The organism is Desulfosporosinus sp. I2, from assembly GCF_000960765.1.
Taxonomy (GTDB): Bacteria; Bacillota; Desulfitobacteriia; order Desulfitobacteriales; family Desulfitobacteriaceae; genus Desulfosporosinus.
On the sequence record NZ_JYNH01000064.1, the window covers coordinates 1 to 25,749 of the forward strand.

Annotated in this window: 26 protein-coding genes, 3 pseudogenes and 1 riboswitch; of the genes and pseudogenes, 16 read left to right on the forward strand and 13 right to left on the reverse strand. The window is 44.4% G+C overall.

From position 1 onward, the window contains the following. From UF75_RS14650 to UF75_RS26340, 5 genes and pseudogenes are all read right to left on the reverse strand, one after another. Positions 1–361: pseudogene (locus UF75_RS14650) on the reverse strand (hypothetical protein); the annotation flags it as partial. A gap of 135 nt (positions 362–496) precedes the next feature. After that, positions 497–925 carry an FAD-binding oxidoreductase gene (locus tag UF75_RS28295; RefSeq protein ID WP_242860242.1) on the reverse strand — a complete coding sequence of 143 codons (429 nt, stop codon included), beginning with the start codon at positions 923–925 and terminating at the stop codon, positions 497–499. A 27-nt stretch (positions 926–952) separates the two neighbouring features. Beyond that, entirely contained in the window at positions 953–1,351 is a 399-nt protein-coding gene (locus UF75_RS28300; protein ID WP_156146459.1) for a class I SAM-dependent methyltransferase, read from the reverse strand. A 183-nt stretch (positions 1,352–1,534) separates the two neighbouring features. Beyond that, positions 1,535–3,781, reverse strand: coding sequence for a molybdopterin-dependent oxidoreductase (locus tag UF75_RS14665; protein WP_045575345.1), 2,247 nt, complete (start codon positions 3,779–3,781; stop codon positions 1,535–1,537). Between the two features lie 141 nt (positions 3,782–3,922). Then, the gene (locus UF75_RS26340; protein ID WP_052693283.1) at positions 3,923–4,588 is read right to left on the reverse strand and encodes a helix-turn-helix domain-containing protein; all 666 of its coding nucleotides are present in this window, start codon (positions 4,586–4,588) and stop codon (positions 3,923–3,925) included. 338 nt (positions 4,589–4,926) lie between these two features. On the opposite strand from UF75_RS26340, the gene UF75_RS14675 reads away from it, so the two are divergent. Continuing rightward, a complete protein-coding gene (locus tag UF75_RS14675) occupies positions 4,927–5,646 on the forward strand; it encodes a lysophospholipid acyltransferase family protein (protein WP_045575346.1) in 720 nt (239 codons plus the stop codon). Between the two features lie 86 nt (positions 5,647–5,732). Beyond that, a riboswitch (cyclic di-AMP (ydaO/yuaA leader) is annotated at positions 5,733–5,871 on the forward strand. A 2-nt stretch (positions 5,872–5,873) separates the two neighbouring features. Beyond that, positions 5,874–7,351 (forward strand): annotated as a pseudogene (locus UF75_RS14680) (NlpC/P60 family protein). A gap of 114 nt (positions 7,352–7,465) precedes the next feature. On the opposite strand, the gene rbsB reads toward UF75_RS14680, so the two are convergent. From rbsB to UF75_RS14720, 8 genes are all read right to left on the reverse strand, one after another. Next, positions 7,466–8,401: a ribose ABC transporter substrate-binding protein RbsB gene (gene rbsB, locus UF75_RS14685; RefSeq protein ID WP_045575348.1), complete on the reverse strand. Its 936-nt coding sequence runs from the start codon at positions 8,399–8,401 to the stop codon at positions 7,466–7,468. A gap of 186 nt (positions 8,402–8,587) precedes the next feature. Next, positions 8,588–9,526 (reverse strand): ribose ABC transporter permease, encoded by a 939-nt coding sequence (gene rbsC, locus UF75_RS14690; RefSeq protein WP_045575349.1) that lies wholly within the window; start codon positions 9,524–9,526, stop codon positions 8,588–8,590. Further along, positions 9,519–11,015, reverse strand: coding sequence for a sugar ABC transporter ATP-binding protein (locus tag UF75_RS14695; protein ID WP_045575350.1), 1,497 nt, complete (start codon positions 11,013–11,015; stop codon positions 9,519–9,521). Before UF75_RS14695 ends, rbsC begins: the two co-directional genes overlap by 8 nt. A 23-nt stretch (positions 11,016–11,038) precedes the next feature. Then, complete coding sequence (rbsD, locus tag UF75_RS14700) at positions 11,039–11,434, reverse strand: D-ribose pyranase (protein WP_045575351.1); 396 nt, start codon at positions 11,432–11,434, stop codon at positions 11,039–11,041. Beyond that, complete coding sequence (gene rbsK / locus UF75_RS14705) at positions 11,431–12,357, reverse strand: ribokinase (protein WP_045575352.1); 927 nt, start codon at positions 12,355–12,357, stop codon at positions 11,431–11,433. The genes rbsD and rbsK overlap by 4 nt, the downstream gene beginning before the upstream one ends. Then, the gene (locus tag UF75_RS14710; protein ID WP_045575353.1) at positions 12,358–13,359 is read right to left on the reverse strand and encodes a LacI family DNA-binding transcriptional regulator; all 1,002 of its coding nucleotides are present in this window, start codon (positions 13,357–13,359) and stop codon (positions 12,358–12,360) included. A gap of 456 nt (positions 13,360–13,815) precedes the next feature. Next, positions 13,816–14,943 carry an ATP-binding protein gene (locus tag UF75_RS14715; protein ID WP_045575354.1) on the reverse strand — a complete coding sequence of 376 codons (1,128 nt, stop codon included), beginning with the start codon at positions 14,941–14,943 and terminating at the stop codon, positions 13,816–13,818. A gap of 55 nt (positions 14,944–14,998) precedes the next feature. Beyond that, positions 14,999–16,357 carry a sigma-54 dependent transcriptional regulator gene (locus UF75_RS14720; RefSeq protein ID WP_045575355.1) on the reverse strand — a complete coding sequence of 453 codons (1,359 nt, stop codon included), beginning with the start codon at positions 16,355–16,357 and terminating at the stop codon, positions 14,999–15,001. Between the two features lie 358 nt (positions 16,358–16,715). Between UF75_RS14720 and UF75_RS28305 the strand changes: the two genes are divergently transcribed. From UF75_RS28305 to nrfD (UF75_RS30745), 14 genes and pseudogenes are all read left to right on the forward strand, one after another. Beyond that, on the forward strand, positions 16,716–16,934 hold the full coding sequence (locus UF75_RS28305) for a hypothetical protein (protein WP_156146460.1): 219 nt from the start codon (positions 16,716–16,718) through the stop codon (positions 16,932–16,934). Positions 16,935–17,235: 301 nt separating this feature from the next. Next, positions 17,236–17,820 carry a DUF2318 domain-containing protein gene (locus UF75_RS14730; RefSeq protein ID WP_045575357.1) on the forward strand — a complete coding sequence of 195 codons (585 nt, stop codon included), beginning with the start codon at positions 17,236–17,238 and terminating at the stop codon, positions 17,818–17,820. Between the two features lie 107 nt (positions 17,821–17,927). Next, the gene (locus UF75_RS14735) at positions 17,928–18,596 is read left to right on the forward strand and encodes an ABC transporter ATP-binding protein (protein ID WP_045575358.1); all 669 of its coding nucleotides are present in this window, start codon (positions 17,928–17,930) and stop codon (positions 18,594–18,596) included. 13 nt (positions 18,597–18,609) lie between these two features. Then, positions 18,610–19,773 (forward strand): FtsX-like permease family protein, encoded by a 1,164-nt coding sequence (locus tag UF75_RS14740; protein WP_045575359.1) that lies wholly within the window; start codon positions 18,610–18,612, stop codon positions 19,771–19,773. 88 nt (positions 19,774–19,861) lie between these two features. Next, positions 19,862–20,998 carry an FtsX-like permease family protein gene (locus UF75_RS14745; RefSeq protein WP_045575360.1) on the forward strand — a complete coding sequence of 379 codons (1,137 nt, stop codon included), beginning with the start codon at positions 19,862–19,864 and terminating at the stop codon, positions 20,996–20,998. 796 nt (positions 20,999–21,794) lie between these two features. Beyond that, positions 21,795–22,487: a response regulator transcription factor gene (locus UF75_RS14750; RefSeq protein WP_045575361.1), complete on the forward strand. Its 693-nt coding sequence runs from the start codon at positions 21,795–21,797 to the stop codon at positions 22,485–22,487. Between the two features lies 1 nt (position 22,488). Next, entirely contained in the window at positions 22,489–22,737 is a 249-nt protein-coding gene (locus tag UF75_RS14755; RefSeq protein WP_045575362.1) for a hypothetical protein, read from the forward strand. Further along, on the forward strand, positions 22,712–22,858 hold the full coding sequence (locus UF75_RS31045) for a hypothetical protein (RefSeq protein ID WP_348983060.1): 147 nt from the start codon (positions 22,712–22,714) through the stop codon (positions 22,856–22,858). The genes UF75_RS14755 and UF75_RS31045 overlap by 26 nt, the downstream gene beginning before the upstream one ends. After that, positions 22,851–23,240 carry an anti-sigma factor domain-containing protein gene (locus UF75_RS14760; protein ID WP_045575366.1) on the forward strand — a complete coding sequence of 130 codons (390 nt, stop codon included), beginning with the start codon at positions 22,851–22,853 and terminating at the stop codon, positions 23,238–23,240. The genes UF75_RS31045 and UF75_RS14760 overlap by 8 nt, the downstream gene beginning before the upstream one ends. A gap of 57 nt (positions 23,241–23,297) precedes the next feature. Beyond that, positions 23,298–23,642, forward strand: a complete 345-nt coding sequence (locus UF75_RS31050; protein WP_052693286.1) for a hypothetical protein — start codon at positions 23,298–23,300, stop codon at positions 23,640–23,642. Between the two features lie 299 nt (positions 23,643–23,941). After that, positions 23,942–24,131 (forward strand): annotated as a pseudogene (locus UF75_RS30115) (IS5/IS1182 family transposase); the annotation flags it as partial. 127 nt (positions 24,132–24,258) lie between these two features. Then, complete coding sequence (locus UF75_RS14775) at positions 24,259–24,900, forward strand: 4Fe-4S dicluster domain-containing protein (protein ID WP_052693288.1); 642 nt, start codon at positions 24,259–24,261, stop codon at positions 24,898–24,900. A 31-nt stretch (positions 24,901–24,931) separates the two neighbouring features. Continuing rightward, a complete protein-coding gene (nrfD, locus tag UF75_RS30740; protein WP_052693290.1) occupies positions 24,932–25,564 on the forward strand; it encodes an NrfD/PsrC family molybdoenzyme membrane anchor subunit in 633 nt (210 codons plus the stop codon). Further along, on the forward strand, positions 25,545–25,749 hold a 205-nt coding region (gene nrfD, locus UF75_RS30745), incomplete at its 3' end, for an NrfD/PsrC family molybdoenzyme membrane anchor subunit (RefSeq protein ID WP_282433804.1). The genes nrfD (UF75_RS30740) and nrfD (UF75_RS30745), both read left to right, overlap by 20 nt.

Below are 25,749 nucleotides of genomic sequence, written 5' to 3' on the forward strand. Positions count from 1 at the left end.
CTTCTTGTACAAGACTAGCAATGCGTTGATTCACAACGTTCGGATCGGCCGTGAAATCCTCTAGGATTTGCTCAAAGGGAGATGGGAGATGGGTAAGAAACTCCACTTCATCACCAATTAGAACAAGTCTGTCTGTAGTTCCATTGACAATAAAGATCTGAACAAACAAAACCTCACCGGACGGTAAAATCATGGATTTTATTAAAGATGGGTTAGAATAATCTTCGATAACCCTTCGTAAGAAGTCTGAATTAAGCTTTTCTAGCAAGGCTTGTCCTTGGTTATTAGTCCGTGTAACTTGGTGCTCAGCATTAACCCGGATTATGGCATAGGGAAATTGGTCTAAAAGTTGTTTTTTCATGGTTGTGCTTTTTCTCCTTAGCCAAACTTATAGAGACAATAAAAAACCACCTATCATTATTGATACAATGTTAAAAATTATCTTAAAGTAGTTAGTAATTAGTCTTCATTATACACGATTTTTCCAGCATTTCTACTATAGTGATAGATTAGCGAATCGGTCTAACTGGAATGAGCTAAGGTCAATCCTGTCAGTTTTACCCTGCAAAATTAGATCTGCTACAATTCGCCCAATGGCAGGAGCATGCATAAAGCCACATCCGCTGAACCCATTAGCCAAAAAAAATCCCTTTAATTCTGGTGCCTCCCCGATAATCGGATGGAAATCAGGCGTTTGTTCACAAATTCCCGTATAAGTGCGAAGCCATTTTATATTAATGGTGGAAGGGATTGTCTCCATAGCTGTCTGAAAAAAATCTTCAGCCATCGATTTATCGACGACTTCTTCAAATCCAGGCCAGGTGTATTGATCGGTCCCACCCAATAATACTGTTTTACCGCTGGCCTCCTGATGTAAATATAAACCAGAGGCCAAATCCAAGATTAAAGGAGTAGCTTGAGGCACATCTCTAGGATTGCTGCAAACATTTCACTAGTCAATTGCAAATGGTTCCACAATCTCAGAACTCAACCCATGCAAAACATAGGATGAGAATACCAAGTCAAAATTTTTATTGGGGAGGTCTAATCCCTGTGTGGCATCCCCTTGCACAAACTCTATAACCTTACCTCTTGTAGATTTCTTGGCTGCTTTCAACATCTGCGCAGAAAAATCCACCCCCACCGCCTGATATCCCCGCTCGGCGAAGCAAGAGATAAAGGCCCCAGTACCACACCCAATATCCAGGACTCTACCTCCAGGGGGAATATTCAACAGCCCTTCGTATTGGTCGAGTATTGAGCGATAATTTCGGACCTGACCTCTAAAAAAGCGATTATAAACTGGGGCGATTAAATTAAATATTCGGGCGTGTTTTTCTAATTCTTTCAACGTGATTCCTCCCGAAAATCCTACATAAATTATTTCTAAACTTTTGTAAAAAGCATTGCTCTGTGTGCTAGGAACTATTTTCACCTTCTGAAAGATACGATGGAATAAATATATCATTAAAAGAAGTCATTGCACAGAAACTATGCAATGACTTCTTTAATGATTGTAGTACTGTTGCCATTCTTAACTACTCGCAACCGAGTCCACTCGACATCGAACATATCGATGTAAGGGGGTACCTGCAATTCGGTCGCGATTAGTGCTTTTAGTCAAACGATTTACACCTACACCGAATATCTTCCCGTTGAACTCTAACCCAAAGCCGTGCGGAATGATCACCATTCCAGGACGAGTGTCTGCGGTAGTTTCCAGCTCAATATTTAATGTCCCTGCCTCAGTGGTAACCTTCACGATTTGCTGGTCGCGTATACCCAACCGTTCCGCGTCGTCCAGATGCATGGCTAGGGTACAAGCACGACGTCCACGGTTCCACTCCGGATTGCGCATTAAGGTGTTAGCATTTTCATCCGTGTGTCTTCCTGCCATGAGAATAAACGGGTAATAGCCATCAGACTGCAATTGTTCTTCTTCAGACTTCGGAGTTATGCCTTTAACCCATTCTTCGACCTCGGGGATAAATAAGTTGATGCGGCCATCGTCGGTTTTTAGGTTAGCAAAGTTGTTGTCAGGGTCCACTTTTCCAATCCATAACCCTTCAGGGTGATCGAGGATGGCTTGGAAGATATCATCACCCATCGTGAGACCGGGTTTGAAGCCGGCTCGGGCTGCATTTTCCTTGAAGCTGCGGGGTACTGTTTGTAGCAAAGCCCACATCCAGGCTAAATTAAATGATCCCATTTCTTTGCCTAATGTCTTGGCCACCACAAAGGGCATTGTCGCCGCTACCTTGGGGTCAGATTGCATATATGCGTATAATGCCTGGCCATATTCTAGCCGAGATTTGCCCGCTGCAGCATAGAGCGATTCCGGGATGACTGGAATAAAGCCCAGTTTATCTGCCAGACGGGTTAAAATTTCACTTCCCTCAAGGGTTTCACCCTCTGGTTCCAAAATTGGCCTACGCATTTGGCAGTATATTTCAGGGTAATTCAGCTGAAAGTAAGTGGTATCCCAACGCTCGTATAGTGAGCGATCCGGCAAAACGTAATCCGACATCTTGGCCGTCTCCGTCATGGCGATATCGATAGTAACCAATAGATCCAGCTTTGAGAAGGCTTGTTCATAAGCCGTGGTGTCAGCAAAAGAGCGTATGGGGTTGCTGGAAGAAATCAGCACTGCACGTAAACGTTCCGGGTGGTCATTGTTAATTTCTTCAGGCATTACGTTGGGCGGATGCATGCCAAGAAGTGTAGGGAATCCAGTCTCCACAGTTTTCCAGTACTTTGTATTCCTGTCATCTGTGTGCGCACCCATAGTCATCAAATAACCTGGAACCACGTTTCCTCCTGGTACGAAAAGTCGCCCACAGATGGCGAGCAGAATAATCTCTAAATAGGTCGTCACTGAGCTATGCCTGCCCATCAATACCCCGAGGTCCGCATGAAGCGATGATTTACGAGTTGCGAAAAGCCGAGCCACTTCCTTGACCTGATCATAGTCCAGTTCACATACCCGGCAAGCCTCTCGGACATCAAAATCCCTAAACCAAGCGTCGATCTGCTCAAGCTGACTGACATGTTGGTCAATATACTCCTGGTTTTGCCATCCCTCCTGTAAGATGATGGCAATCAAAGCGCGAGTTAGAAGCGCATCGGTACCCGGACGCAAAGCGAGATGAATATCCGCTTTTGCTGCCGTCTCTGAACGTCGTGGATCTATGACGACTAATAGTTTGTCTGGGTCTTTGGACATCTTATCGAGAAACCGTCTGGCCTGAGGCATCTGATGGCTCATCCAACCGTTCCAGCCGATAGCTAGCAGCATATCGGTCCGGTCATGATCGAGGATGGTAAAATTGTATTGCCTCCCGATAGTTCGTCCATAACCCCAGAATAAACCAGTGAGCTCGCCTGCCAAGGCATTGTAGTAATACTTGGAGCCCAGTGAACGTAATAGACGTAGTCCAAAAACTGCTTCAGAATGACCACCCAGCCCACCCAGACCCATAAAAGCCAACGAACGGGGACCATGCTCATCGACGATGGACCGTAGTTTCTCCGCAATCTCAGAGAGTGCCTGTTCCCAGGAGATGGGCACGAAATCGCACCCTACTTTTTTTAAAGGCTGTGTAAGCCGGTCGTTGTGATGCTGGTAAAACGCGATATTGAGCCCTTTCCGGCAAGCATATCCCTGACTGCGGGGATTATCTTTGTCTGGCCTGACCTTAACAATTCGGTTGTTCTCCACCAGTGCCTCGAGGCCACAATTTTGACCACATAGTACACAACCAGTCTTTTTCCATTCACTCAAGTTAAACCCTCCCCTTCTCATTCCCCATTTCCATCAACCACTTGCCTGAACGTCCGCCCCTTTCTCCATCAGCTACTTTCTACACTTAAATTTTGCCATGAGACACATTGTATCTTCTACTCTATTTTCCTCAACGTTACATTAGGTATGTTTAGGTACCTCTCTAACGACGAAAGTCTGCCAAAACTCCTCTACTCGTTCAGGTGTGCCAACAAGCTGCATAGATTGAACATACTGATCTCGTTCAATCCGTTTGACAGCAAGGAATGTAGCCCATGCTTCAGGAGATACTGTCACCCTGACATCAGGATCTGCTTCCTCACCTTTACGAGTTGACCATTGTGCACCATCAAACGACAAGACATAGGTTCCACCGTGTGTGAAACACATCAGCCAAGTTGCTGGCTGTGGCAACTTACGGCCACGTTTATTGAGAGAATCCGTTATGACACCCATGGCCAGATCCGGGCGAACCACTTCTCCCTGCAATGGCGGTCTCATCGCGTGCCTTAGGCCCCACTCTTTCATTGCTTCCACCACAGGACGAAGGTCTTCTCCTGCTTGTGTTAATCTGTACCAGACTTCGCGATGCCCTGGCTGTTCCTCCCGTTCAACAATACCAGCCTCCTCAAGCTGTCGCAGGGTGAGTGTAAGCCCCTTTGGCGTAACGTTACTTGAGTACTGCAACAAGTCACTAAACCTTAGTGGCTTAGTCAGGAGGTCACGAATGATTGTAAACGACCATTTGCCGCCAATTACCTCTAGCGAAAAAGCTACAGGACAATAATGATTGTACTTTCGTGTCATTGTAATTACCTTTCTGAAATTAAGTATCTTAAGTATAGTATATTTATTATACTTATAATAAGATTTATAAGGCCGTCTGTCAAGATTACGTAATTAATTTGCTGGCATTTAAAACCGGATCCACTTCAAAACTGCCACCTTATTTTTACGCTCAACATAATTTGGCATTCTCAACGTATAGTGAAATAATAAAGTGTGAAAGTATGAATATATACCGATTGGAGCGTTGTTTCATGTCATTATGGTGATGGGTCGAGGGGCTTACGGATTTCAGTTATATTCCTACGGAACCCAATCTTTGATATAATGATCCATAATCAACAATAAGGAGAGTAATTATGTTTCGAACAATTCTTTGGTTCATATACTTTTGGATATACCTCATAGCCATTCAACCAGCCCTTATAAGAGTTAACCGCTTAGAGGAGCTGGGAGAAACCGCCGAACATGACCGGCTCACAAATCAAACGGCCAAGAAATGGGCTCATGCTCTCGTTAAGCTTGCAGGTGTTACGGTTGAGATCAGGGGGGAGGAGAACATTCCAACTGAAGGCTCAGTTCTATTTGTGAGTAATCACCAGGGAAACTTTGATATCCCTATTCTCCTAGGTTATATTGATAAGCCAAAGGCATTTATCGCAAAAATTGAGCTGCTAAAATTACCCTTGATTCGAACTTGGATGACTCATTTGAAATGTGTCTTTATGGACCGTTCAGATATACGGCAATCTCTTAAGGTCATTAACCAAGCTGCATCCCATCTTAAGGAAGGTTATTCTATGGTCATTTTTCCAGAAGGCACTCGAAGTAAAAGTGAATCTCTGGGAGAATTCAAACCTGGGAGCTTGAAGTTGGCATTAAAGGCTGGTGTTCCCATTGTTCCAATTGCGATTTGTGGTTCTTATAAGATAATGGAACAAAACGGCTTTATAATTAAGCCAGCCCATGTAGAGATAACTATTTTTGAACCCATCGCAACTGCCGGATTAACCAAGGAGCAATCATTGGAATTACCGGAAAGAGTCCGGGAAATTATCAAACATGGTTTATTGCGTTAGAATTACCATGTATTACATAAAATAATTTAAAGGAAATTTCGCTATTTCGTCGAATATTTACTAATGTTCCTATTACAAAAGTAGAAACAAAATGAAAGCTGAATCCAGATCTACCTGGAGCGGGGGACTTTTTTTATGGGGTGAAACGCGTAGCCATACGCGTCGGGCTTGCACCTTAATGCCCGAATCCGTCAACTAACCTCGCAAGCTATGAAAGGTGAAAAAATATGCATTTGTCTCCAGTCCTGTCACGGTTAAAAGGCTCACTAATTTACCAAATCAAACATTTTAATGAAACAGAGAAAAAAAGCTTATCCAACAATTTTTCCGCTACGCTCATCAAAGAATCTCTTGGAAATCCCCTAAAGTTATTGGTGGTTTATCGATTACAATTATCTTAATTGGCGGACTCACCTTTTATCTTTCGACAACAACTTCTGCGGCGGCCGTCATGATTAACGGTCAACAGATAGGTTTAGTCCAAAATGTTAATGCCGGCAAAAACCTTGTTGAAACGATTCTGAAACAAAAAGGCGAGCCATTTGGGCTGATAGCCAAAACTCATGATCAAATCGCCTATGAAAATGTCAGGGTTAATCCAGCCGTCTATCTTGAATCTACTTTGAGTGAAAAGACGTTGGAAGGTAAATTAAAGTTTTATCTTGAAGGTTATAAGTTAGAAGTAGACGGGTCTACGATAGCAATTCTGCCCAGCAAAGAAGATTCCGATAAAGTTCTTAAGGACTACGAAGAGTATTATGTTAAACCCAGTACCGAAAATAAGGTAACTTCCGTTAATTTTGTTGAAAAGGTAAGTGTTGAAGAGGCAGAAGTCCAGCCAGATCAAATAAAACAACTTGATCAAACGTTTAAAGAATTGATTGACGGTAAAATAACAACCAAGGATTATACCGTCCTAGCCAATGATTCTTGGTGGCTTATTGCCCGCAAAAATGATATGTTGACCGATGAAGTATTAGCAGGTAATCCGGGATCAACCAAAGAAACGAAGTTGAAGCCGGGCCAAATTGTAAAACTCGTTGCTTCTACACCCTATCTAACTGTCGTGAGTCAGGGAACGTATTCAGGTTCGGAAACAATCCCCTTTGATGTCGTAACAAAAACTGATAACAGTCTAGGAGTCGGCCAAACGAAAGTCATCACTCAGGGTAGTAACGGCGCAAAAATAGTTACATATTCGTATGTGCAAAATAATGGTATAGACGTTACCAAGAAGGTATTAGAGGAGAAAATCACTCAAACTCCTGTCAGCCAAGTCGTTGCTAAAGGCCCCAGTAGTCGGCCCGTCATGATTGCTTCTACTCTCTCGCGCGGAAGCAGTGGTTCTTCAAGCCTCGTAGACCGCGCACTAAGTTTACAAGGGACGTCCTACGTTTTTGGCGGAACCTCTAAAAACGGCTTTGACTGTTCGGGTTTTACTAAATATGTCTACGCAAGTTCTGGGATATCCCTTCCTCGGACATCCTTTGCTCAATTCGACTCGGGAAATCCAGTCAGTAAAGATAACCTTCAGTCAGGTGATTTAGTATTTTTTTCGACTTATGCTAGCGGTGCATCTCATGTGGGTATTTATATCGGGGGAGGACGTTTTGTTCATGCCAGTAACCCCAGTAGTGGTGTCAAAACATCTAGCCTTAGTGATAGCTTTTACTCTTCCCGTTATCTTGGAGCACGCAGGTATTAGAGAGCAAAACACAATATTTTAAGAGCAACAACATTCGCTGTTGCTCTTTTTCTTTAATCACATGAAAGAAAAAGAGGCTGAAGCACTTGCTCCAACCTCTTTTCTTGTTCTCTATTACTTCGTAATCAGCTCTAATACAACTGGGATACTCGCATCAACTTTTTCCCCTTTAGCTACTTTCAGGGCAGTTTCTAGGGCAGTTTTGCCAATTAGATCTGGTTTCTGAGCGACTGTGGCCGCCATTTTTCCTTCTTTAACGGCTTTCACAGCGTCATCTGTTGCATCGAAGCCTACCACCATGATGTTACTCTTGCCCGCTGCTTGAATAGCGCTGAGAGCTCCTAAAGCCATTTCATCGTTGTGTGCGAACACAGCTTGGATGTCTTTATTTCCTTGCAGGATGTTTTCCATGACTTTTAATCCTTTAGCACGATCGAAATCAGCAGGTTGAGAAGCTATGACTTTCACGCCGTCTTTACCATCCACAACATTATGGAAACCTTGGCCCCGATCACGGGCGGCAGATGTTCCAGCAATTCCTTGTAACTCCACAAGTTTTCCTTTATTGCCTAGGGTTTTAAGGATATAATCTGCAGCCATGCTGCCACCTTTGATGTTATCGGATGCAATATGAGAAACCACTTTACCACCATTGGAAGCACGGTCAACCGTGATGACTGGAATGTTTGCTTTGTTAGCTGATTCCACGGCTGATACAACTGCTGCACTATCCGTTGGGTTAATCAGAATCACACTGACTTTTTTCTGTATCAAGTCTTCAATATCGCTAATTTGCTTAGCGGTATTATCACGAGCATCTACTACTAACAGATCTGCACCAGCATCTTTAGCTGCTTTTTCAGCACCCTCTTTGAGGGTTACAAAGAAGGGGTTGTTCAACGTTGAAATCGAAAAACCAATCGTTATCTTACTGGCCTGTTTAGGTGCTTCTTTCTTTTCTAAATTAGATTGAGTCGTTCCACAACCAATGAGACTAATAGACATGAAAACTACGAGCATCATCATCCATATACTATATTTTCGTTTCATTTTTTTCTTCCTTTCTATTTGGGTGGCTAGCCACCATGTTTCCAAAAATGAGTTCCTGTAAAACATAATTCTAAGCCTTCGCATCCTCCCCCTCTAAGAGAACCTATATATCAACAACTGAGGAACCCATTGTTCCATTCAGTTAGAGATCCGCAAATCTGCCGGGTCTACTAGGTGGCTAACTCACTACTTCCCCTTCGACCGATCCAACAAGACCGCCAGCAGAATGACCCCGCCTTTGACGACCTGTTGGTAAAAGGATGAGACATTCAAGAGATTTAAGCCGTTATCGAGAATCCCAATAATCATGGCCCCAATTAAGGTTCCCGCGATCCACCCTTTACCTCCCGAGAGACTCGTGCCCCCTAAGACCACGGCCGCAATCGCATCAAGCTCATACGATGTCCCTGCCGTTGGTTGAGCAGAATTCAAGCGCGAAGTTAGAATAATCCCGCTCAAAGAAGCCAGCAAACCGCTAATACTGTAAACAAGGATTTTGACTCGTTTCGTATTGATACCGGAAAGTCGCGTTGCTTCTTCGTTTCCCCCTAAGGCGAAAACGTGGCGTCCAAACGATGTGAATTTCAAAACGACATAGAGTGCCCCAAAGGCTACCAACATCCAAATCACGGGCATCGGAATTTGGAAGAGATACCCTCGTCCAATCATGCCAAACGAGTCTGGAAGTCCAGTGATCGGTTTTCCCTCTGTATAAACCAAGGTTAAGCCACGGAAAATTGTCATTGTCGCCAGAGTGGCAATAAACGGTGCGACTTTTCCTCGAGCAATGACGACCCCATTTATTGTCCCCATCAACGTCCCAGACAACACACCTACCCCAATTGCGAGCCATGAATTCGTACCTGTAGCCATCATCCCTGCAGCAAATGCACTCGAAAGTGCTATAATTGAACCGACAGAGAGATCGATCCCTCCCGTCAGAATGACAAACGTCATTCCGTAGGCAATTAGGGCATTAATTGAAACCTGACGGAGTACGTTAAAAATATTGCCCACGGTCAGAAAGTCAGAATTGACAATTGATAAGATGAAGACGATGAGAATCAAACCCACGAGAGGTCCCATGCGCTGCAGAATCCCACTTTTCCCTCGGACTTTACCCATGACTTTTCCCTCCTGTTGCAGCAACCATAATCGTTTCTTGTGTTGCGTTTTCGCGCGAGAATTCTCCAGTGATTCGTCCTTCGTGCATGACCAGTACTCGATCGCTCATTCCGAGGACCTCCGGAAGTTCTGAGGAAATCATGACGATGGCGACCCCTTTTTGAACGAGCTGATTCATCAAGTCATAGATTTCCCGTTTCGCCCCGATATCCACACCCCGAGTCGGTTCATCTAGGATTAAAACTTTAGGTTGCGTCGCCAGCCACTTACCGATTACGACTTTCTGCTGATTTCCTCCACTTAAAGAACTCACCAATTGCCCGGAATGATGAACTTTAACGTTCAGCTTCTTAATACTATCTCCCACAAAATCCTGTTCCATCCGATGACCGATAAACCCCAAGCGCGATAGTGAGCGCAAATTAGGCAACGCTAAATTTTCCCGAACTGAGAGATCGGAGACAAGACCCTCTCCTTTCCTATCCTCAGTAATCAACGCCATACCAGCCTTAATCGCATCGGCAGGGCTATTAATCCTCACCAGTTTGCCATTCACGTAGATCTTCCCTTGATATTTCCCTACACCAAACAGAGCTTTGGCCAATTCTGATCGACCGGATCCCATCAAACCCGCAATTCCAAGGATTTCTCCAGCCCGCACACTAAAGTTGATATCATAGAGTTTTCCTGCTTGAGCTAGCGCCTCCACACGAAGACGCTCTTCCCCAATGTTCGTTTCTACCTTAGGGAAACGCTCTTTGATCTCCCGACCAACCATCATTTGCACTAACTCGTCCATCGTGGTGACATTCGTATCCCGGGTACCTATATAACGCCCATCCCGCAACACAGTGATCCGATCACTGATTTGGAAGATTTCCTCCATACGATGGGAAATGTAGATCATTCCTACTCCTTGGGTCTTCAAAGTCGCTATCAGCTGGAAGAGTTTCTCGATTTCTCGTTTGGTCAAAGCCGCCGTCGGCTCGTCGAGAACCAGAATTTTGGCGTGCATGGAAAGCGCTTTAGCAATTTCCACCATTTGCTGCTGTCCAACCGATAGTTCGCCCACCAGACTATCTGGATTCAAATCCATCCCCAGTTGCTGTAAATAATTCTTCGCTTCTGAACGCATTCTGGGCCAGTTTACAAATCCCGTCCGACCCCATTTAAACTCGCGTCCTAAAAACATATTTTCTAAGATGGATAGATCGGGGATCATGTTAAGTTCCTGATGGATGATCGCCACTCCCAAACCTTGCGCGGTTTTAGGCGAAGATGCCACGGACTCGGTTCCTTGAATCTGAACAGAGCCGGCATCCTTACTATAAATTCCAGATAGGATTTTCATCAGGGTTGATTTACCCGCTCCATTCTCTCCCATCAAGGCATGGACTTCCCCTTGGCGGAGCGAAAATTGGACGTTTTCTAACACCTTGACTCCACTGAAGCTCTTATTGATGCCCTCCATCGTCAAGAGATCCGTCATACCTGAATCCCTCCTTTGAATTTTTAGAAGATCACGCCCGCCTCAAGCACGACATTGGCATAGGGAGTAAACTCACCCGTGCGGATCACAGCCTTGGCCTGATGAGTTAAGGCTTTCAACTCTTCATGCGTGATGACCTTGATCTGAACACCGGGTAACACTGCGATCAGTTCTTCCTTTTTAGGAGCGCTTGCCGTTCCCATTTCTTGCGCCACATAAGCCTTTTCCACACACATTTCCTGAAGAACGGTCTCCACCGTCTCAATGAACGATGGGACTCCTTCTTTTAAAGCTAAGTCAATCCTTTTGACATGAGGAGGAATCGGTAACCCTGCATCCGCTATGACAATCCTATCCATATGCCCAAGCTGGCTAATCACTCGGGAAATTTGACTGTTTAAAATTCCAATTTTCTTCAATTTTCATGCCTCCTAAAATACGCTTCTACCTCGGCCAAGGTTGGCATCCCGCCCTGGGCTCCAAATTTAGTAACGGCTAGGGCCGAAACTTGAACAGCAAATTCCGTGGCTTCTCGAATAGATTTCTTCTGGGCTAGAGCATACGCCAAGCCAGCATTAAAGGCATCTCCCGCTCCCGTAGTATCCACCACAGGGACCTCATGACCCGAAACTTTAAGCAAGTTGCCGCCTTTTTCCATGAGAGCAACTCCCTCAGCTCCCAGAGTCGTGACACAACATGAAACTCCAACCTCCAATAATCGCTCAATTCCTTTAGCAATCGTAGACTCTTCGGACAGTCTTGTTAGCGAGGCTAGTTCGGAACGATTGGGGGTTAAATAATCCACCTTACTGAGTAGATCTTCAGAAAGGCTTTGGGCTGGGGCGGGATTGAGCATCACAATCTTCCCATGCTTTCGAGCCAGCTTGATTGCATACTCTACTGTCTCCAGTGGAATCTCTAATTGTAGGAGCACAAGATCCGCTTCGGCAATTTCCCCCTCATACCGATCTAAATCTTCAGGTAAACACTTGGCATTCGCTCCTGGAACGACCACAATACTGTTATCCCCTTCGGCTAGGAGAATCGAGGCGACGCCTGTAGCTTCTGAATCGAGCACCCTAACGCTGGAAGTATTCACTCCATCCTTTTGTAGGGCCTTCAGGAGTTCCTCCCCAAATGAATCTGACCCAACTGCACCGATCATGGTGGTCTCAGCGCCTAAACGGGCTAAGCCCACCGCTTGGTTTGCACCTTTGCCACCGGGAACGAAATGAATTTCTTCCCCCATTACAGTTTCCCCACGTTTAGGAGCACGCACGGCCTTAACGACTAAATCCATATTTAAACTACCAATGACGACAATCTTGGGCCGTAAGTCCATTTAAGTCTCCTCCTTGCGTGTCGATTTTCTGGGAATTAATCTGACGTCTAGTTCTCTGAGCGTATTCTCACGGATCCCGCTCTCGATCTCGTCCAACAAAATCCTGGCAGCTAATCCTCCCATTTCATAGACGGGCTGGGCCACGGTCGTTAATTCCGGTTCTGTAATCTCGGTTAAGCCAATTCCATCGAACCCGCAGACTTTAACCTGTTCTGGGACTCGAATTCCTCGATCATGCAAGGCTTTGAGAGCCCCGACCGCCATGAGATCATTTCCGGCAAAAATTCCATCCAGGTCAGGATGACGGGCAATAAGCTGTTCTACCGCATTCCGGCCACTCTCGATATCAAAGTTCCCGGATACCATCAGACTAGGCGAATATCCCTTTAATCTTCCGGCGGCTTCCTCATACCCGAGCAAGCGATCTCGAGCCGTGATAAATTCCTGTGGTCCATATATATGAGCGATTCTCTGACAGCCCTGTTCTATTAGATGCTGAACGGCGAGTTTCGCCCCTTCTCGGTTATTGGAACGTATCACTGGACAGGATGCAGTATTTAGGCCTCTATCCAACAATACAATCGGGATTCTGTCGTTTCTTAACGACTCGACATCCTCTTCACGAATCGTATTGGAAGCGAAAATGAAGCCATCCACATACTTTTCCCTCAGGACCTTGATATAAGAACTTTCTTTTATGCCCAGATCATCTGAGTTGCCTAAGATAACCGTCAGGCCCTTCTTATGAGCAACATCCTCTACCCCGCGGGCCAAAGCAGGAAAAAATGGATTTAAAATATCTGGCAAAATTAAGACAATGATCCCCATCTTCTTGCCCGCCAGGCCCCGAGCCACAGCATTCGGTACGTAGTGAAGCTGCTCGATCGCTTTCAGTACTTGTCCTGCGGTCTCAGAATTCACAGAGTCCTTTTGGTTAATCACTCGGGAGACCGTAGCAACAGACACCCCCGCTAAACGAGCAACATCTCTAATCGTCGCCAATGGACCACACCCTCTATCCATTTCATTGTAATCGGTTACATTTAATTATACCCGTGTTCCATTTTTCTTTTACACGAAGGCCTTACAGCCTAACATACCATCATATAGTTCTTAGAACCACGCTCTTAATGGGCATTACAGGCTTTCCAATTAGAGTCTTAGCCACTTTATAAGTATGCCGCAGGTTATAATGTAAACGGTTACATAGTCTTATTCGATTTTAACGTTTTCAGAATGCACTGTCAATACCTATTTCAGATTTAGATTGCCCAATAGTGATGATTTTAATAGAGACAATTTACCCTTCAACATGAAAATGATTTCTTAGGAAACGGAAGCACCGTTTCTTAAGAAATCATTATAGTTTCAGATAGCATTATTCTGTACAACAGCTCTCTTTTAATAGCCCAATGTTAAATAGGGGCACCAATGGTGTGGCTCTTTTTTATTCCTTGTTTATATGAAAGGCAACAGGATCTCCACCCGAACCCCACCCTCACTCCGATTTGCAGCGGATATCTTTCCCCCATGCTGATCAAGGATGCGGTGTACAACGGATAACCCTAATCCGGTCCCTTTCTCCTTCGTCGTAAAAAACGGATCATAGATATAGGGCATGGCTTCTGCTGGAATGCCGGGTCCCTCGTCACTGACGGCGAAGCCTACAAAGCCATCCTGCTGAACCCACTCTAGAAGAATCACACCGCCCTCCCCCTGGGCATGAATAGCATTTAGTAAGATATTGAGAATGACTTGTTTAATTTGATCCGGGTCCACCTCAACCTCATGTTCGTCAATGAGATTTTGCGTTCGTTCTAACTCAATATGGTTTTGCCGCAGAGCGGGCTGGATCAAGCTAACACCTTCGTCCAAAAGTGTCCCCAGCGTAATCCGTTCACGTATCGGTTCTTTAGGCCGAGCAAAGCTCAGAAACTCACTCACCAAACGGTTTAACCGTTCACACTCTTCCAGAAGTACGCGACAATATTCCGAAACGACTTCATCGTCGTTTTTTTCCTGGGCCAGCATTTGAATGCTCACTTTCATAATCCCCAAGGGATTGCGTATTTCATGAGCTAAGCCGGCGCTCATATGCCCCAGCGCGGTTATTCGTTCCGTTTGCCGGATCTCACCTAATAATCGTTCGCGCTCCTGCCCTTCTTTCTTTAACTTCTCCACCAATTCCTTTTGAACTGTTAGAGCGATCTGATATTTACGTTTCGCCCTCCGTTCCTGTCCAGTCAGAAATCCTGTTAACCAGCCAATGATGTTAATCAAGGCGATTTCCACCCATTGTGTATAGATGGCGGATGGGTCCAGGGCATGGAAATGCGTCATAAACGGTAAAATGAGGAGCGTAATGACCAAGCCAGATAGGATCCCCCCTGCAGGCCCAAAACGCATGGCCGCATAAATCACCGGAAGATAATACGCAAATTGCAGTAAAATATGGAAATTCATTTCATAATGGTAATTCGTGTAGTGAATAATCGTCAGAATCGTCACGACAAGCCCAATAGCAATGAGGTCAAAGAGAGCCCGGGCACGGTTTCGCGCAGGGGGCTCAGGTATGTGATTCAGCAAAAGAAAACCTCCACCCTATCTTTGTTTCCTTGAACCAAACGTAAAAACCTTTTTCCTAGATCCCCCAGTGAGGATCTATTCCGTATTTCTCTAAACGGTATAAAAAGGCGTGCCGAGAAAGTCCTAACTGTTTGGCAGCCTTGCTTTGGTTACCTCCCGTTTGTTCCATGGCCTGCTGGAGAAAGGATTTCTCAATTTCTTCGAGGGATACCCCTTCTGTCGGTAGCTCAAAGGATCCGGGTCTCTTCTCCTCTTTTGAAGGAGTGTTAAAAAAGGGCACCCCCTCCGCCCCAATTACTGCCCCTTGGGAAATAATAACCATACGTTCTACCACATTTTCCAGTTCACGAACGTTTCCCGGCCAGTGATACGCCATGAGTTGAGTAAGGACTCCTTGACCAAAAGTCTTGCTTTGCCCATAGGTTCTTAGTTTCTTTAAGAAATGTTCAGCAAGATAAGGGATATCCTCCCGACGTTCCTTTAAGGGAGGGATAAAAATAGGAAAAACACTGAGGCGATAGTACAGATCCTCCCGAAAACGCCCTTCCTGGGCCTCTTTCAGTAAATCTCGGTTCGTCGCCGTGATAATCCGCACGTCCACCTTGATAGTCTTCTCACCGCCGACCCGCTCAAACGTCCGATCTTGAAGAACCCTTAACAATTTAGCTTGAACGTTAAAAGACAGCTCGCCAATCTCATCGAGAAAGAGTGTACCTCCATCGGCTAACTCGAAACGGCCCGTTTTTCGGGCATGTGCTCCTGTAAACGCTCCTTTTTCATGTCCGAACAGTTCGCTTTCCAGCAAGGTCTCCATCAGTGCCGCGCAATTCACTCGAATAAACGGCCCGTCAACACGTGGGCTTAAGGTATGGATAGCGTTGGCTACCAGTTCCTTTCCCGTGCCCGACTCCCCTTGAATAAGTACCGTTGCTGGCGTTGGAGCAACCCGTTCAACTAGATGTTTAACGGCTTGCATTTCCTCACTTTTCCCCACTAACTGCCAAACACCGTGCTGAGCCTCTCCTTTCAAATAATCAACCTGCTCGCGCAAGCTTTCTACTTCAAAGGCCTTAGCTACCGTGATCAGCAGTTCGTCTATATCAAAAGGTTTCATCAAATAATCTTGAGCTCCAGCCTTCATGGCTTCAACTGCTGTGGAGGTGCTTCCGTGTGCAGTCATCATGACCATCAGTAAATCCGGATAATTCTCTTTCAACATACGCAGAACACTTAAACCGTCCATCTTCGGCATTTTTAAATCTAAAAGTACAAGATCGGGACGCTCCGCCAGAGCCCGATCTAAGGCGAGTTGTCCATCCTCCACTGTTTCCACTTCATAACCAGCTTTTGTTAAGGCCCGTTCTAGAACCCAACGCATATTAGCTTCGTCATCAGCAATTAAAACCCTTCGCATGTTCATCCTCCTCGACTGTGGGATTTCCCGCACCTTAGTGTGTGAAATCCCACAGTTTTTTAGCCTAAACTTAATTATTTCATTTTCATCATGAGCTCTAAATCTCTTATCGGAATTCTCTCAAAAAAATTTGAATCTCCAACAAGTTTAAGACTCTTTCCAATTAGAGTCACTCGAATATACGTTATTAAGTGATGTTCCTCTATTTCCAAGACTTCCACTTCTATAAGCGGGAGTTCCATGTTTAGCTTTAGCTGAACGAGTTTACTGATAGTAGAACTTCGTGCTTCGAGCCTCGAAGTTGGCACAGTCTTTGCATATATCCCAACCCAGAATAAATTTTCTAGGAGTGCGCTTCATGAGAAAGAAATTATTATCACTTATAGTTTTAGCCCTATTCTCTTTATTGATTTTTACCCTTCCCGCATTTGCTGATACAGAACCGGCCTCATCCAACAGCATGTCAGACATGAACATGTCTGACACCCCTTCTTCTACGTCTGAACATAGTGATATGGATGCTACCCTACCCGATAACAGTAAGTTCAAAGTAGATGTACAATTTACCCCTAACTAGAAACTTTCTTAAGTTTAAACCCCTCAAGTGGTTTTTGCAAAGTTCTAATCTACTACACATTCATAGGGCTATTTGGAGTACATCTTGAGGGGTCAACCGACTTCGTTTCTGACCGACAATCCAAATAATGCAATACATCCTAGTCATCGCCGGAACTCTCGGTTCTCTTTACACTGCCTATCGGATTGCTAAAAAGAACTAAATTCTAAGAATACCTTCAGGTGGAGTTTAAACTCCACCTGAAGTATGGTTCAATACTATCTATAGTTCCTAAATTAATTTTTACAAGGAGGAAGTTCCAATGGAAAATAACCGTGCGGATAAAAACAAGAAATTTACACAACCCCAAAAGAGCAAAACAGCGCTTTTCAGTATAGTTGGTCTTTTAGCAGTAATCATAATGACAGCTTCCTATTTTTTATTTGCTAACAACGATAGTACTAGTTCCTCTGTCAAGGCAGCTGTGGACATCGGACAGAAAATAAATTATAGTCCTAACGATAAACTACAGCAAACCGTTGTGGAAAGTAAGGTTGAAAACGGGAAGGCAATTGTTGCAACGCTTAGTACAGTTAAAGAGAAAAAATTTATTTGGACAGAGTATAAAGCGAACGGTAAGAGAATTCCTTTAACAGCCTTTATTCAACCCGATGGAAAAGTCATGGTGGCTGTTAGTTACTGTGAACCTTGCAAAGGAGAAACCTTTCACATCACTGGTAACCAAATAGTTTGCAACGTCTGCGGAACGACCTGGGATCTTCAGACACTCAAAGGATTAAGTGGGGGTTGCCAATCATATCCTCCGGATGCACTGACCTACTCTCTAAACGGGGACAATCTAGAGATTCCACAAACCGTTTTAGATGCTTGGGCACCTAGAGTTTAATTTTAGAAGACTACCAATCATTGAATGAATAAGAATGAACGCATTCGTTTTACGGGTGCGTTCATTATAACAAGTATTGGGTTGAGTGATTTAGGAGGAAAAGCAAAATGTCTTTAATCAAGGTCCACGAAGTTACCAAGACCTATAAAGGTGGGGACGGGGTTGTTGAGGCACTAAAGACTATTAATTTAGAGATTGCTGAAGGAGAATTCTTAGCCCTGATGGGCCCTTCTGGCTCGGGGAAAAGCACCTTGCTGAGTGTTCTGGGCGGGCTAAATCCGCCCACTACTGGTAAACTTATGATCGACGATATTGATGTTTACGCCTTAGCACCTGAACGGTTAGCCGATTTTCGGCATGAGTACGTTGGCTTTGTTTTCCAACAATATCAACTGATTCCTTATCTTACGGCCTTGGAAAACGTCTTGCTCCCTCTGGCGATAACCTCCCGCCCGGCTAAAGAACAACGAGAAATGGCTCAAACTGTCCTCGATAAAGTTGGCTTAAGTAGCAAATCTCTCAGGTTACCCAATCAATTATCGGGCGGCGAACAAAATCGAGTAGCTATTGCCCGGGCGATCGTTAATGAACCCGCAATTATCTTTGCTGATGAGCCCACAGGTAGCCTAGACTCAAAAACGGCCATGGAACTGTTGGAACTATTTCAGACCCTCAACCAAAGTGGTTTAACCATGATTATGGTGACTCATAACCAAGAAAACCTAGAATGGGTCTCTCGCGCAGTTTATATCCGTGATGGGACTTTAGAGGCCTAAGGGGGAAAAGTATATGCGTTTAACAGAAATAGCGCTTCAAAACCTGCGCCGTCGTAAAATGCGCTCTGCTTTATTGGTTATTAGTGTCGTTATCGGGGTAGCTTCGATTATCTTCCTCTTTACGACAACCAAAGCCATGAAAGAAGATGTCGCCAATAAACTTGATCAATATGGTTCTAATATTCTCATCCTCCCGGATACTGGGGAAGCCATGACCTTTGGCGGGATAACGGTTGAAGCTCCGACTCAGGTCAAAGAACTAGACATGTCCCTCATTCCGCTAATGAAAACCATAAAAAACAAGGAAACATTGGCTACAATAGCACCTAAACTTTTAATTGATACTAAAATTAAGGGACAATCAATTTTGTTACTGGGAGTTGATTTTAAACAGGAATTGCACCTTAAAAAGTGGTGGAAACTGAATGGTCTCGCCAAAGGCCAAATCCCATCAGCCAACGAAGTCATCTTAGGGAGTGAGGTTGCTACTTCCTTGGGGCTTAACCCTAAGCAAACTATAACGATCAAAGAGCAGGAATTTAAGGTGGCTGGGATCATCCAACCTACAGGGTCGACAGAAAATGACCAAGCTATTTTTATGGACTTAGCTATGCTCCAAAAACTGTCGAATCGACCCAATGCCATCAGCCTCATAGAAGCTGCCGCTTTATGTTATACCTGTCCAATCGAAGCAGTTACACAGCAATTAAGTGCCAAATTACCTGGTACCAAAGTGACTGCGCTTAAATCGACTCTAGAATCTCGAGATGCTACAGTCAATAGGTTCAACCTATTTGCTAGAGTCGTTGCTTTAATACTCTTCCTGGCCAGTAGTCTCGTGATAACTATGACTATGAAATCCTCGGTTGAGGAGCGGACTCGGGAAATCGGCATTATGAGGGCGATCGGTTTCCGGAAACGACATATCATCCAAATCATTCTAACTGAGGCGGGCTTATCAGGTAGTTTAGGTGGGCTATTAGGTTACCTTCTTGGGATGGGTGCGGCAATGCGGTACGGCTCTGTTTTAGTTAAGACCCAAGTTCATATCCCTTGGCAATCTAATTTGTTCGTCTATGCATTACTTACCTCTCTTCTAATTAGTCTAATAGCAAGCCTTAACCCTGCTTGGAAAGCAGCTAGACTTGACCCAATTGAATCTTTGCGTTATATGTGATTTCAGAGGTCGGAGGTCGGAGACAGGGCGTGAAGTCTGAAGTCGAACATCACGCCTCGCGTCTCTAACATCGATTTAGGAGGACTAGATGACACTAACCGATATTGCTATCCAGAATTTACGCCGACGCAAAGGGAAAACTGTCTTTTTACTTCTAACGTTCATATTAGTAATCGGCATATCTGTCACTCTTAATACTCTATCTAAAAGCATGCAAGACGATTTACAAAAAAGTTTAACTCAATATGGTGCGAATGTCGTAATTACCCCTAAGTCCGAACATTTTACTCTTAGTTATGGTGGACTCTCTGTTCCTGGAGTTGATTACGAAATCAACCATTTAAACTATGACGTATTAACTAAAATTGAAACTAGTCAAGATCTTATGCTCAGTGGAATTGCACCCAAAATAATTGGTTCTGCCGCTGGGACTAGTAAGCGTTATCTTATCATCGGAGTTGACTTTCCCCGCGAACTAAAAATGAAACCATGGTGGCATATTAAAGGATTGCAGCCCGGTGACCGAGAAGTTATTATCGGTTCGAATCTTGCACGCCAAGAAAATCTTGTTGTTGGAAGCACTCTAGAACTCAACCTCCAGAAATATCCCATTGTTGGGATGATGCAGGAAACTGGCGGCTCTGAAGATAATGGGATATTCACAAATTTTGCGACGTCTCGAATAATTACCGGACTAGATTCTTGGTCTATGATTGAACTTAATACGGCTCAACCGAATGTAACAGTTGCTCGCTTGAATGAACTATTCCCGGAGGCCAAAGTCGCCGAAATATCCCAACTGGTTCAGAGTACTAAGGAAAGTGTCGATCGCTTTTCAAGTTTCTCCCTAATAGCGTCCACTCTGTTAGGCGTTATTGGTGTATTGATTGTGTTCGTTACGACGATGGGTAACATTAATGACCGTGTGGCCGAAATCGGAGTCTTCCGAGCCATCGGTTTTCGCCGTCGTCATATTCTATCTATTCTAATTCGAGAAATCTCCTTGATTAGCCTTACCGGAGGGGTTCTGGGATATCTCTTAGGTGAAATCACCCCCACTCTACTCGGTCCAATTGCTTTTCAAAAAACCGTTTCGTTTCAATTTCACCCCTTGGTGGCTTTGGTTGCAGTGAGTGCCTCTGTCTTAATAGGAATTGTCTCTCTTGTTTTCCCTGCTAGGAGGGCCGTTCAGCTAAATCCTTTAGATGCACTTTCCTATATTTAAGAAATTCGAATTGATTGATATCCTTTGTGTAAAGAAAATATATTCGATCTTTAAAAGACAGTTGTCCGGAAACTTACGTTTAAACCACAGATCCCTCTGAAGCCCGCCAGTGTTCCACAAAAAATCAGGTTAGAAATTATGGGAGAAACAGCTTCCCTTCGTCAATCAGTTGAAGGTTCTTGAAGGTAAGGGCTATCTTTTAAACACCCAGAAAAGCGACGCAGTTTAGGGTTTTCATGGAGTAAAACATCGTTGGGGTTATTGGGGCTCATTTATTACCCATCTTGCTTTTGTTGTTTTAGTAATAGGGGCATTATTAGGGAGCGCCTTTGGTTTTAAAGGATATCTTATGACCAGTGAGGGAAATATGGTTCCCATCCAATCGATTCAAGTCAGTAAAGGTCGGGTAACCTAGGATTTTAATGTCTTTTGGCTGGCAAGGAAAAAGAGCTGCTTGGATGGCTGTCTTCGGATTTTCTTGGACTAGGAACCAAATGGTCCTAATGCTGATCGACTAAAACAGCTTAATCCCCAGACTAAAGATAAACTGGCTTCACAACAAAAAACCAATACTCCCGGTGCGAATACCCAAAGTAATAAGACACCGTAATTCTTTCTTCGTTCTTAACAAGATCATCCATTCTAGGATTGATGAATGACTTATGCGGTAGGCCAAGGTATACTATGGTATAGCCTTATTGCTCTTTGCTCTTTGCTAATAATCTTGGTCATTGGTTACCGCTGATAATACTTCTTTGTACGAACACAGCAAAGTTTGGAAGGAGTCTTTCAATTTATGAGGATTTTACTAGTCGATGATGAAAAAAAGATTACAACCGTGCTCAAAGCTTACCTTCAACAAGAAGGTTTTCAGGTTAGTACCGCCATTAACGGCCTTATCGCTCTAACCATGTTTAAGGAGAACCCCTTCGACTTACTCATCTTAGATCTGATGCTTCCTAGTATGTCCGGAACGGAGATTTGCCAAGAAATTCGAAAAATATCCTCCGTCCCCATCATCATGCTCACCGCTAAAGTTGAAGAAGAGGAACGCATCCGGGGGTTAAGTATTGGTGCCGATGATTACATCACGAAACCTTTTAGCCCTCGTGAAGTGGTCGCTCGGGTCCGGGCCGTTCTGCGTCGAACTAGTAACGAAACTGCACTGTTGGCGGACGTGGTCTCTTACGACAACGGTCTTACTATTGACAATATACAGCATGAAATTCGACTTCATGATCAGGAGGTCTTTCTAACCCCAACCGAGTTTAAAATTCTTGGAGCCTTAGCGAAACACCCTGGTCGGGTATACTCACGGGGGCAACTGGTTGAAATTGTTCAAGGGCATGCCTTTGACGGAGACGACCGCGTGATCGACGCTCATATTAAGAAGATCCGCCAAAAAATAGAAACCACCCCCAGTGATCCTCAAATCATTTTGACCGTTTACGGATTCGGCTACAAGTATAATCCAAGCATGGGGGAATAAAATGCGCAAAAAGCTATTTCTCTCAACACTGATCATCGCGCTTATCACCTTAACTTTCAGCATGCTTGCCGTAAATCTAGTCTTCCATCAACAATTTAGTGATTATCTAACCAAGACGAATGAAGCAACCTTGGAACAGTTACCCACACGTCTAAGTTCCCTTTATCAGAGCAAGGGGTCGTGGGATCCTACGTCTCTGGATGAAATTAGCCATACCCTCCCGATTGGCACGGTCGTCACTCTGGACTGATCCGAGCGGTAAGCTTATCGCCACGTTAAGTAATATGATGGACGACATGATGCATGCTCAAGGCGGAATGAGCATGGGCATGGGCATGAGCATGTCCTCTTCTTCCATTGGTAATGAATAAGGCGAAAGGCATTGTCATGAAGATCTCGAAAAAGGTCACCATCCTTTACACTGAACGAGGTGACTATTTAGAGATTAAAACACCGAAGGCCACTCCCGTTCTCGGACAAGTTATTGAAGTAGATCTACCTGGACGTAAACCGTTAAGTCAAAGATTCTTTAAATTGAGTTCTATTACTGCAATCCTGCTTCTCGCTTTGAGTCTCGGTGTATTCAACATAGTCTCAGGCGCAAATACCGCTGTGGCAGCCGTCGTGGTGGATATTAACAATAGTAAAGAACTAATCGTTAACCGTGATGCCAAAGTTCTTAAGGTGATCGATTTAACTCAAGGGTCCAAAAATTTTCCAGTGAACCCGCAACTTCAAGGCAAAGACATCTAGGTAAAACGTCAGAGATTGCTTGCGGCAAGGCCGTGATTAATCTAATGGACAGGCTGTTTGCTAAAGAATCGGTCCACAAAAAGTGCTGAGGATTATTCTCAGCACTTTAATTATACTATAATTCATTTTTCCTTAAACACTTGTGCTGAATATCTCAATCTACTTACAATTGACCCACTTCCTGATACACAATGTCTGGGCCCTCTCGATGAGTTGCTGAAGTTTGAATCGGAAATAGATGAGCTGGCCCTTTATGCTTTTGATACCTTTGTGAAATGCCGAGAACAGCTTTACGAACTTAAGACGGATGAACTAAAAAGGATGACTTTTACGCTACTAAAAAAGGCGAATTTGATGGCCGAGATTTCTGTGGAGGAACTTGAGCACAGGAACCGTGAGTAATGAAGATAGTAGAAAATAACTCCAGCGAGTCAAATGAGTAAAAAGCGAGAAGAAGAGGGATCCTGAATATAAATCGGGGTCCCTTCTTCATGAGAAATTCATAACTTTTTCATGAGATGATCGTATCCGAGAGTTACACTAAGGACATGGAAAAACAGCAAGTGAACTCGTTCGGGCCTGCTGAATAGACTATAAGTCGTGAGGGACATGGAGACTTGGATAGTCGTCAAGCCAAAGACCTGGAAATTATCCGTACACTTTTATCAACAACAGCGAACCATATACACCCAACGGGTAATTTTATGGATCAGCTTAGTTGGGATCCCTTTAATGAAAGTATCAACTTTCACCAAGCTGGTAGAAGATTACAAGAAGCGCTTTGGTTATTATCCAGAGGCCGTATTAGCGGACCAAATCTATCGAAATCGCGAAAATCGGTCTTTCTGCAAGGCTGGGGGTATTCGTCTGAGTGGGCACGCTTTTGGGCGAACTAAAGTAGGCGAAGAAAAGCATAGTTTAAAAAAGAGTGCAGGATATCCTTAGATAACCTGATTATGTTATGGTTTGAAAATTCGGGGTCTGTTTAGCAAACCCTAATTCGAAGGGAGAATAAGTAGTGAGCACAGACAAAAAATGGGCGATGGTAATTGATTTGCAGAAATGTATTGGTTGTGACGCTTGTACAGTGGCCTGTAAAGCAGAGAACCGCACTCCGCCGGGAGTGACTTACAATATCGTAATTACGGAGGAAAGGGGAACTTTCCCCAATGTTACCAAGGTTCATTTGCCTAGACCCTGTATGCAGTGTGACCAGCCCCCCTGTGTTCAGGTTTGCCCGGTAAAAGCGACCTATAAACTGGAAAACGGGATAACCGCTATTGACTATGATCGTTGTATCGGCTGCCGCTACTGTATGACAAGCTGCCCTTATGGAGCTAGGTATTTTGACTTCGGTCTGGATTACAGCCAGGAGATGGTTGGATATAACGAGGTACAGGCACCGGAATACGGCATTGACAGAGGTAAGCGGGAAAACGGCAAGTCTCCAATAGGGAATGTACGCAAGTGCACGTTCTGCTATCATCGGTTGCAGCGTGGAGAAGAACCGGCTTGTGTTGAGGTTTGTCCGGGAGATGCCCGTTATTTTGGCGATCTTAATGATCCTGAAAGTGTGGTTTCTAAATTGGCAGCAAGCCCAAGGGTATTTGTTCTCAAGGAAGAAATGGGGACTAAACCCAGGGTCATCTACCTGAAATGATGTTAAACAATAATAGGAGGATGTAAGTACGGTGAAAAGCAGCGAACGATTGACTAAAGCCTGGTATGGCGTACTTGTTTTGTTAATGGCGTTTGGCGGCTGGGCGATTATCGAAAGAGTTCAAGCCGGATTGGTCGTTACTAATTTGACCAGTGATATGACCTGGGGGGCTTGGGTAGCATTTTATATCTTTTTTGTGGGTTTGAGCGTCGGTTCTTTTCTCCTGTCTACCATGTTCTTCGTCTTTAAGATGGAAAAATATCAGAAGATTAGTCGGGATGCCTTGCTGGTGGCCATTCTTAGTATGGGTTTGGCCATGTGCTTTATCTTATTGGATTTGGGGAGGATGGAACGGTTCTGGCATACCTTACGTTACTGGAATTTTACCAGTATGCTGGCTTGGGAAGTTCGTTTTTATGCAATCTATATTGGCTTATTAACTGTTGAATTCTATTTTTCCATGCGACAGGATCTGATTCGGGTTGCTCAAGGCACAGGGTGGCAAGCATCCTTGGTCAGCTTCCTTACCTTTGGCAGTACTGATCTGACCGATAAATCCAAACAACGTGACCACAAATTGTTAAAAAATTTTAGGCTCAATTGGAATTCCCATTGCTATTTTCGGAGTTCTAGGGGGGGAAGGTATGCTTTTTGCAGGGGTTAAAGCCCGGCCATTCTGGAATAGCGGACTTCTCCCGGTAATCTTAGTCGTATCTGCTCTGGTCGCGAGTACTGCTCTGCTGCTGGTGTTTTATGTGATCCGGACCAAGGTGATGGGACGTGAGGTCGATAAGGAAATGGTTAAATCACTGGCCGGACTCTTAACCCTTTTTCTGCTTATAGAGGTGG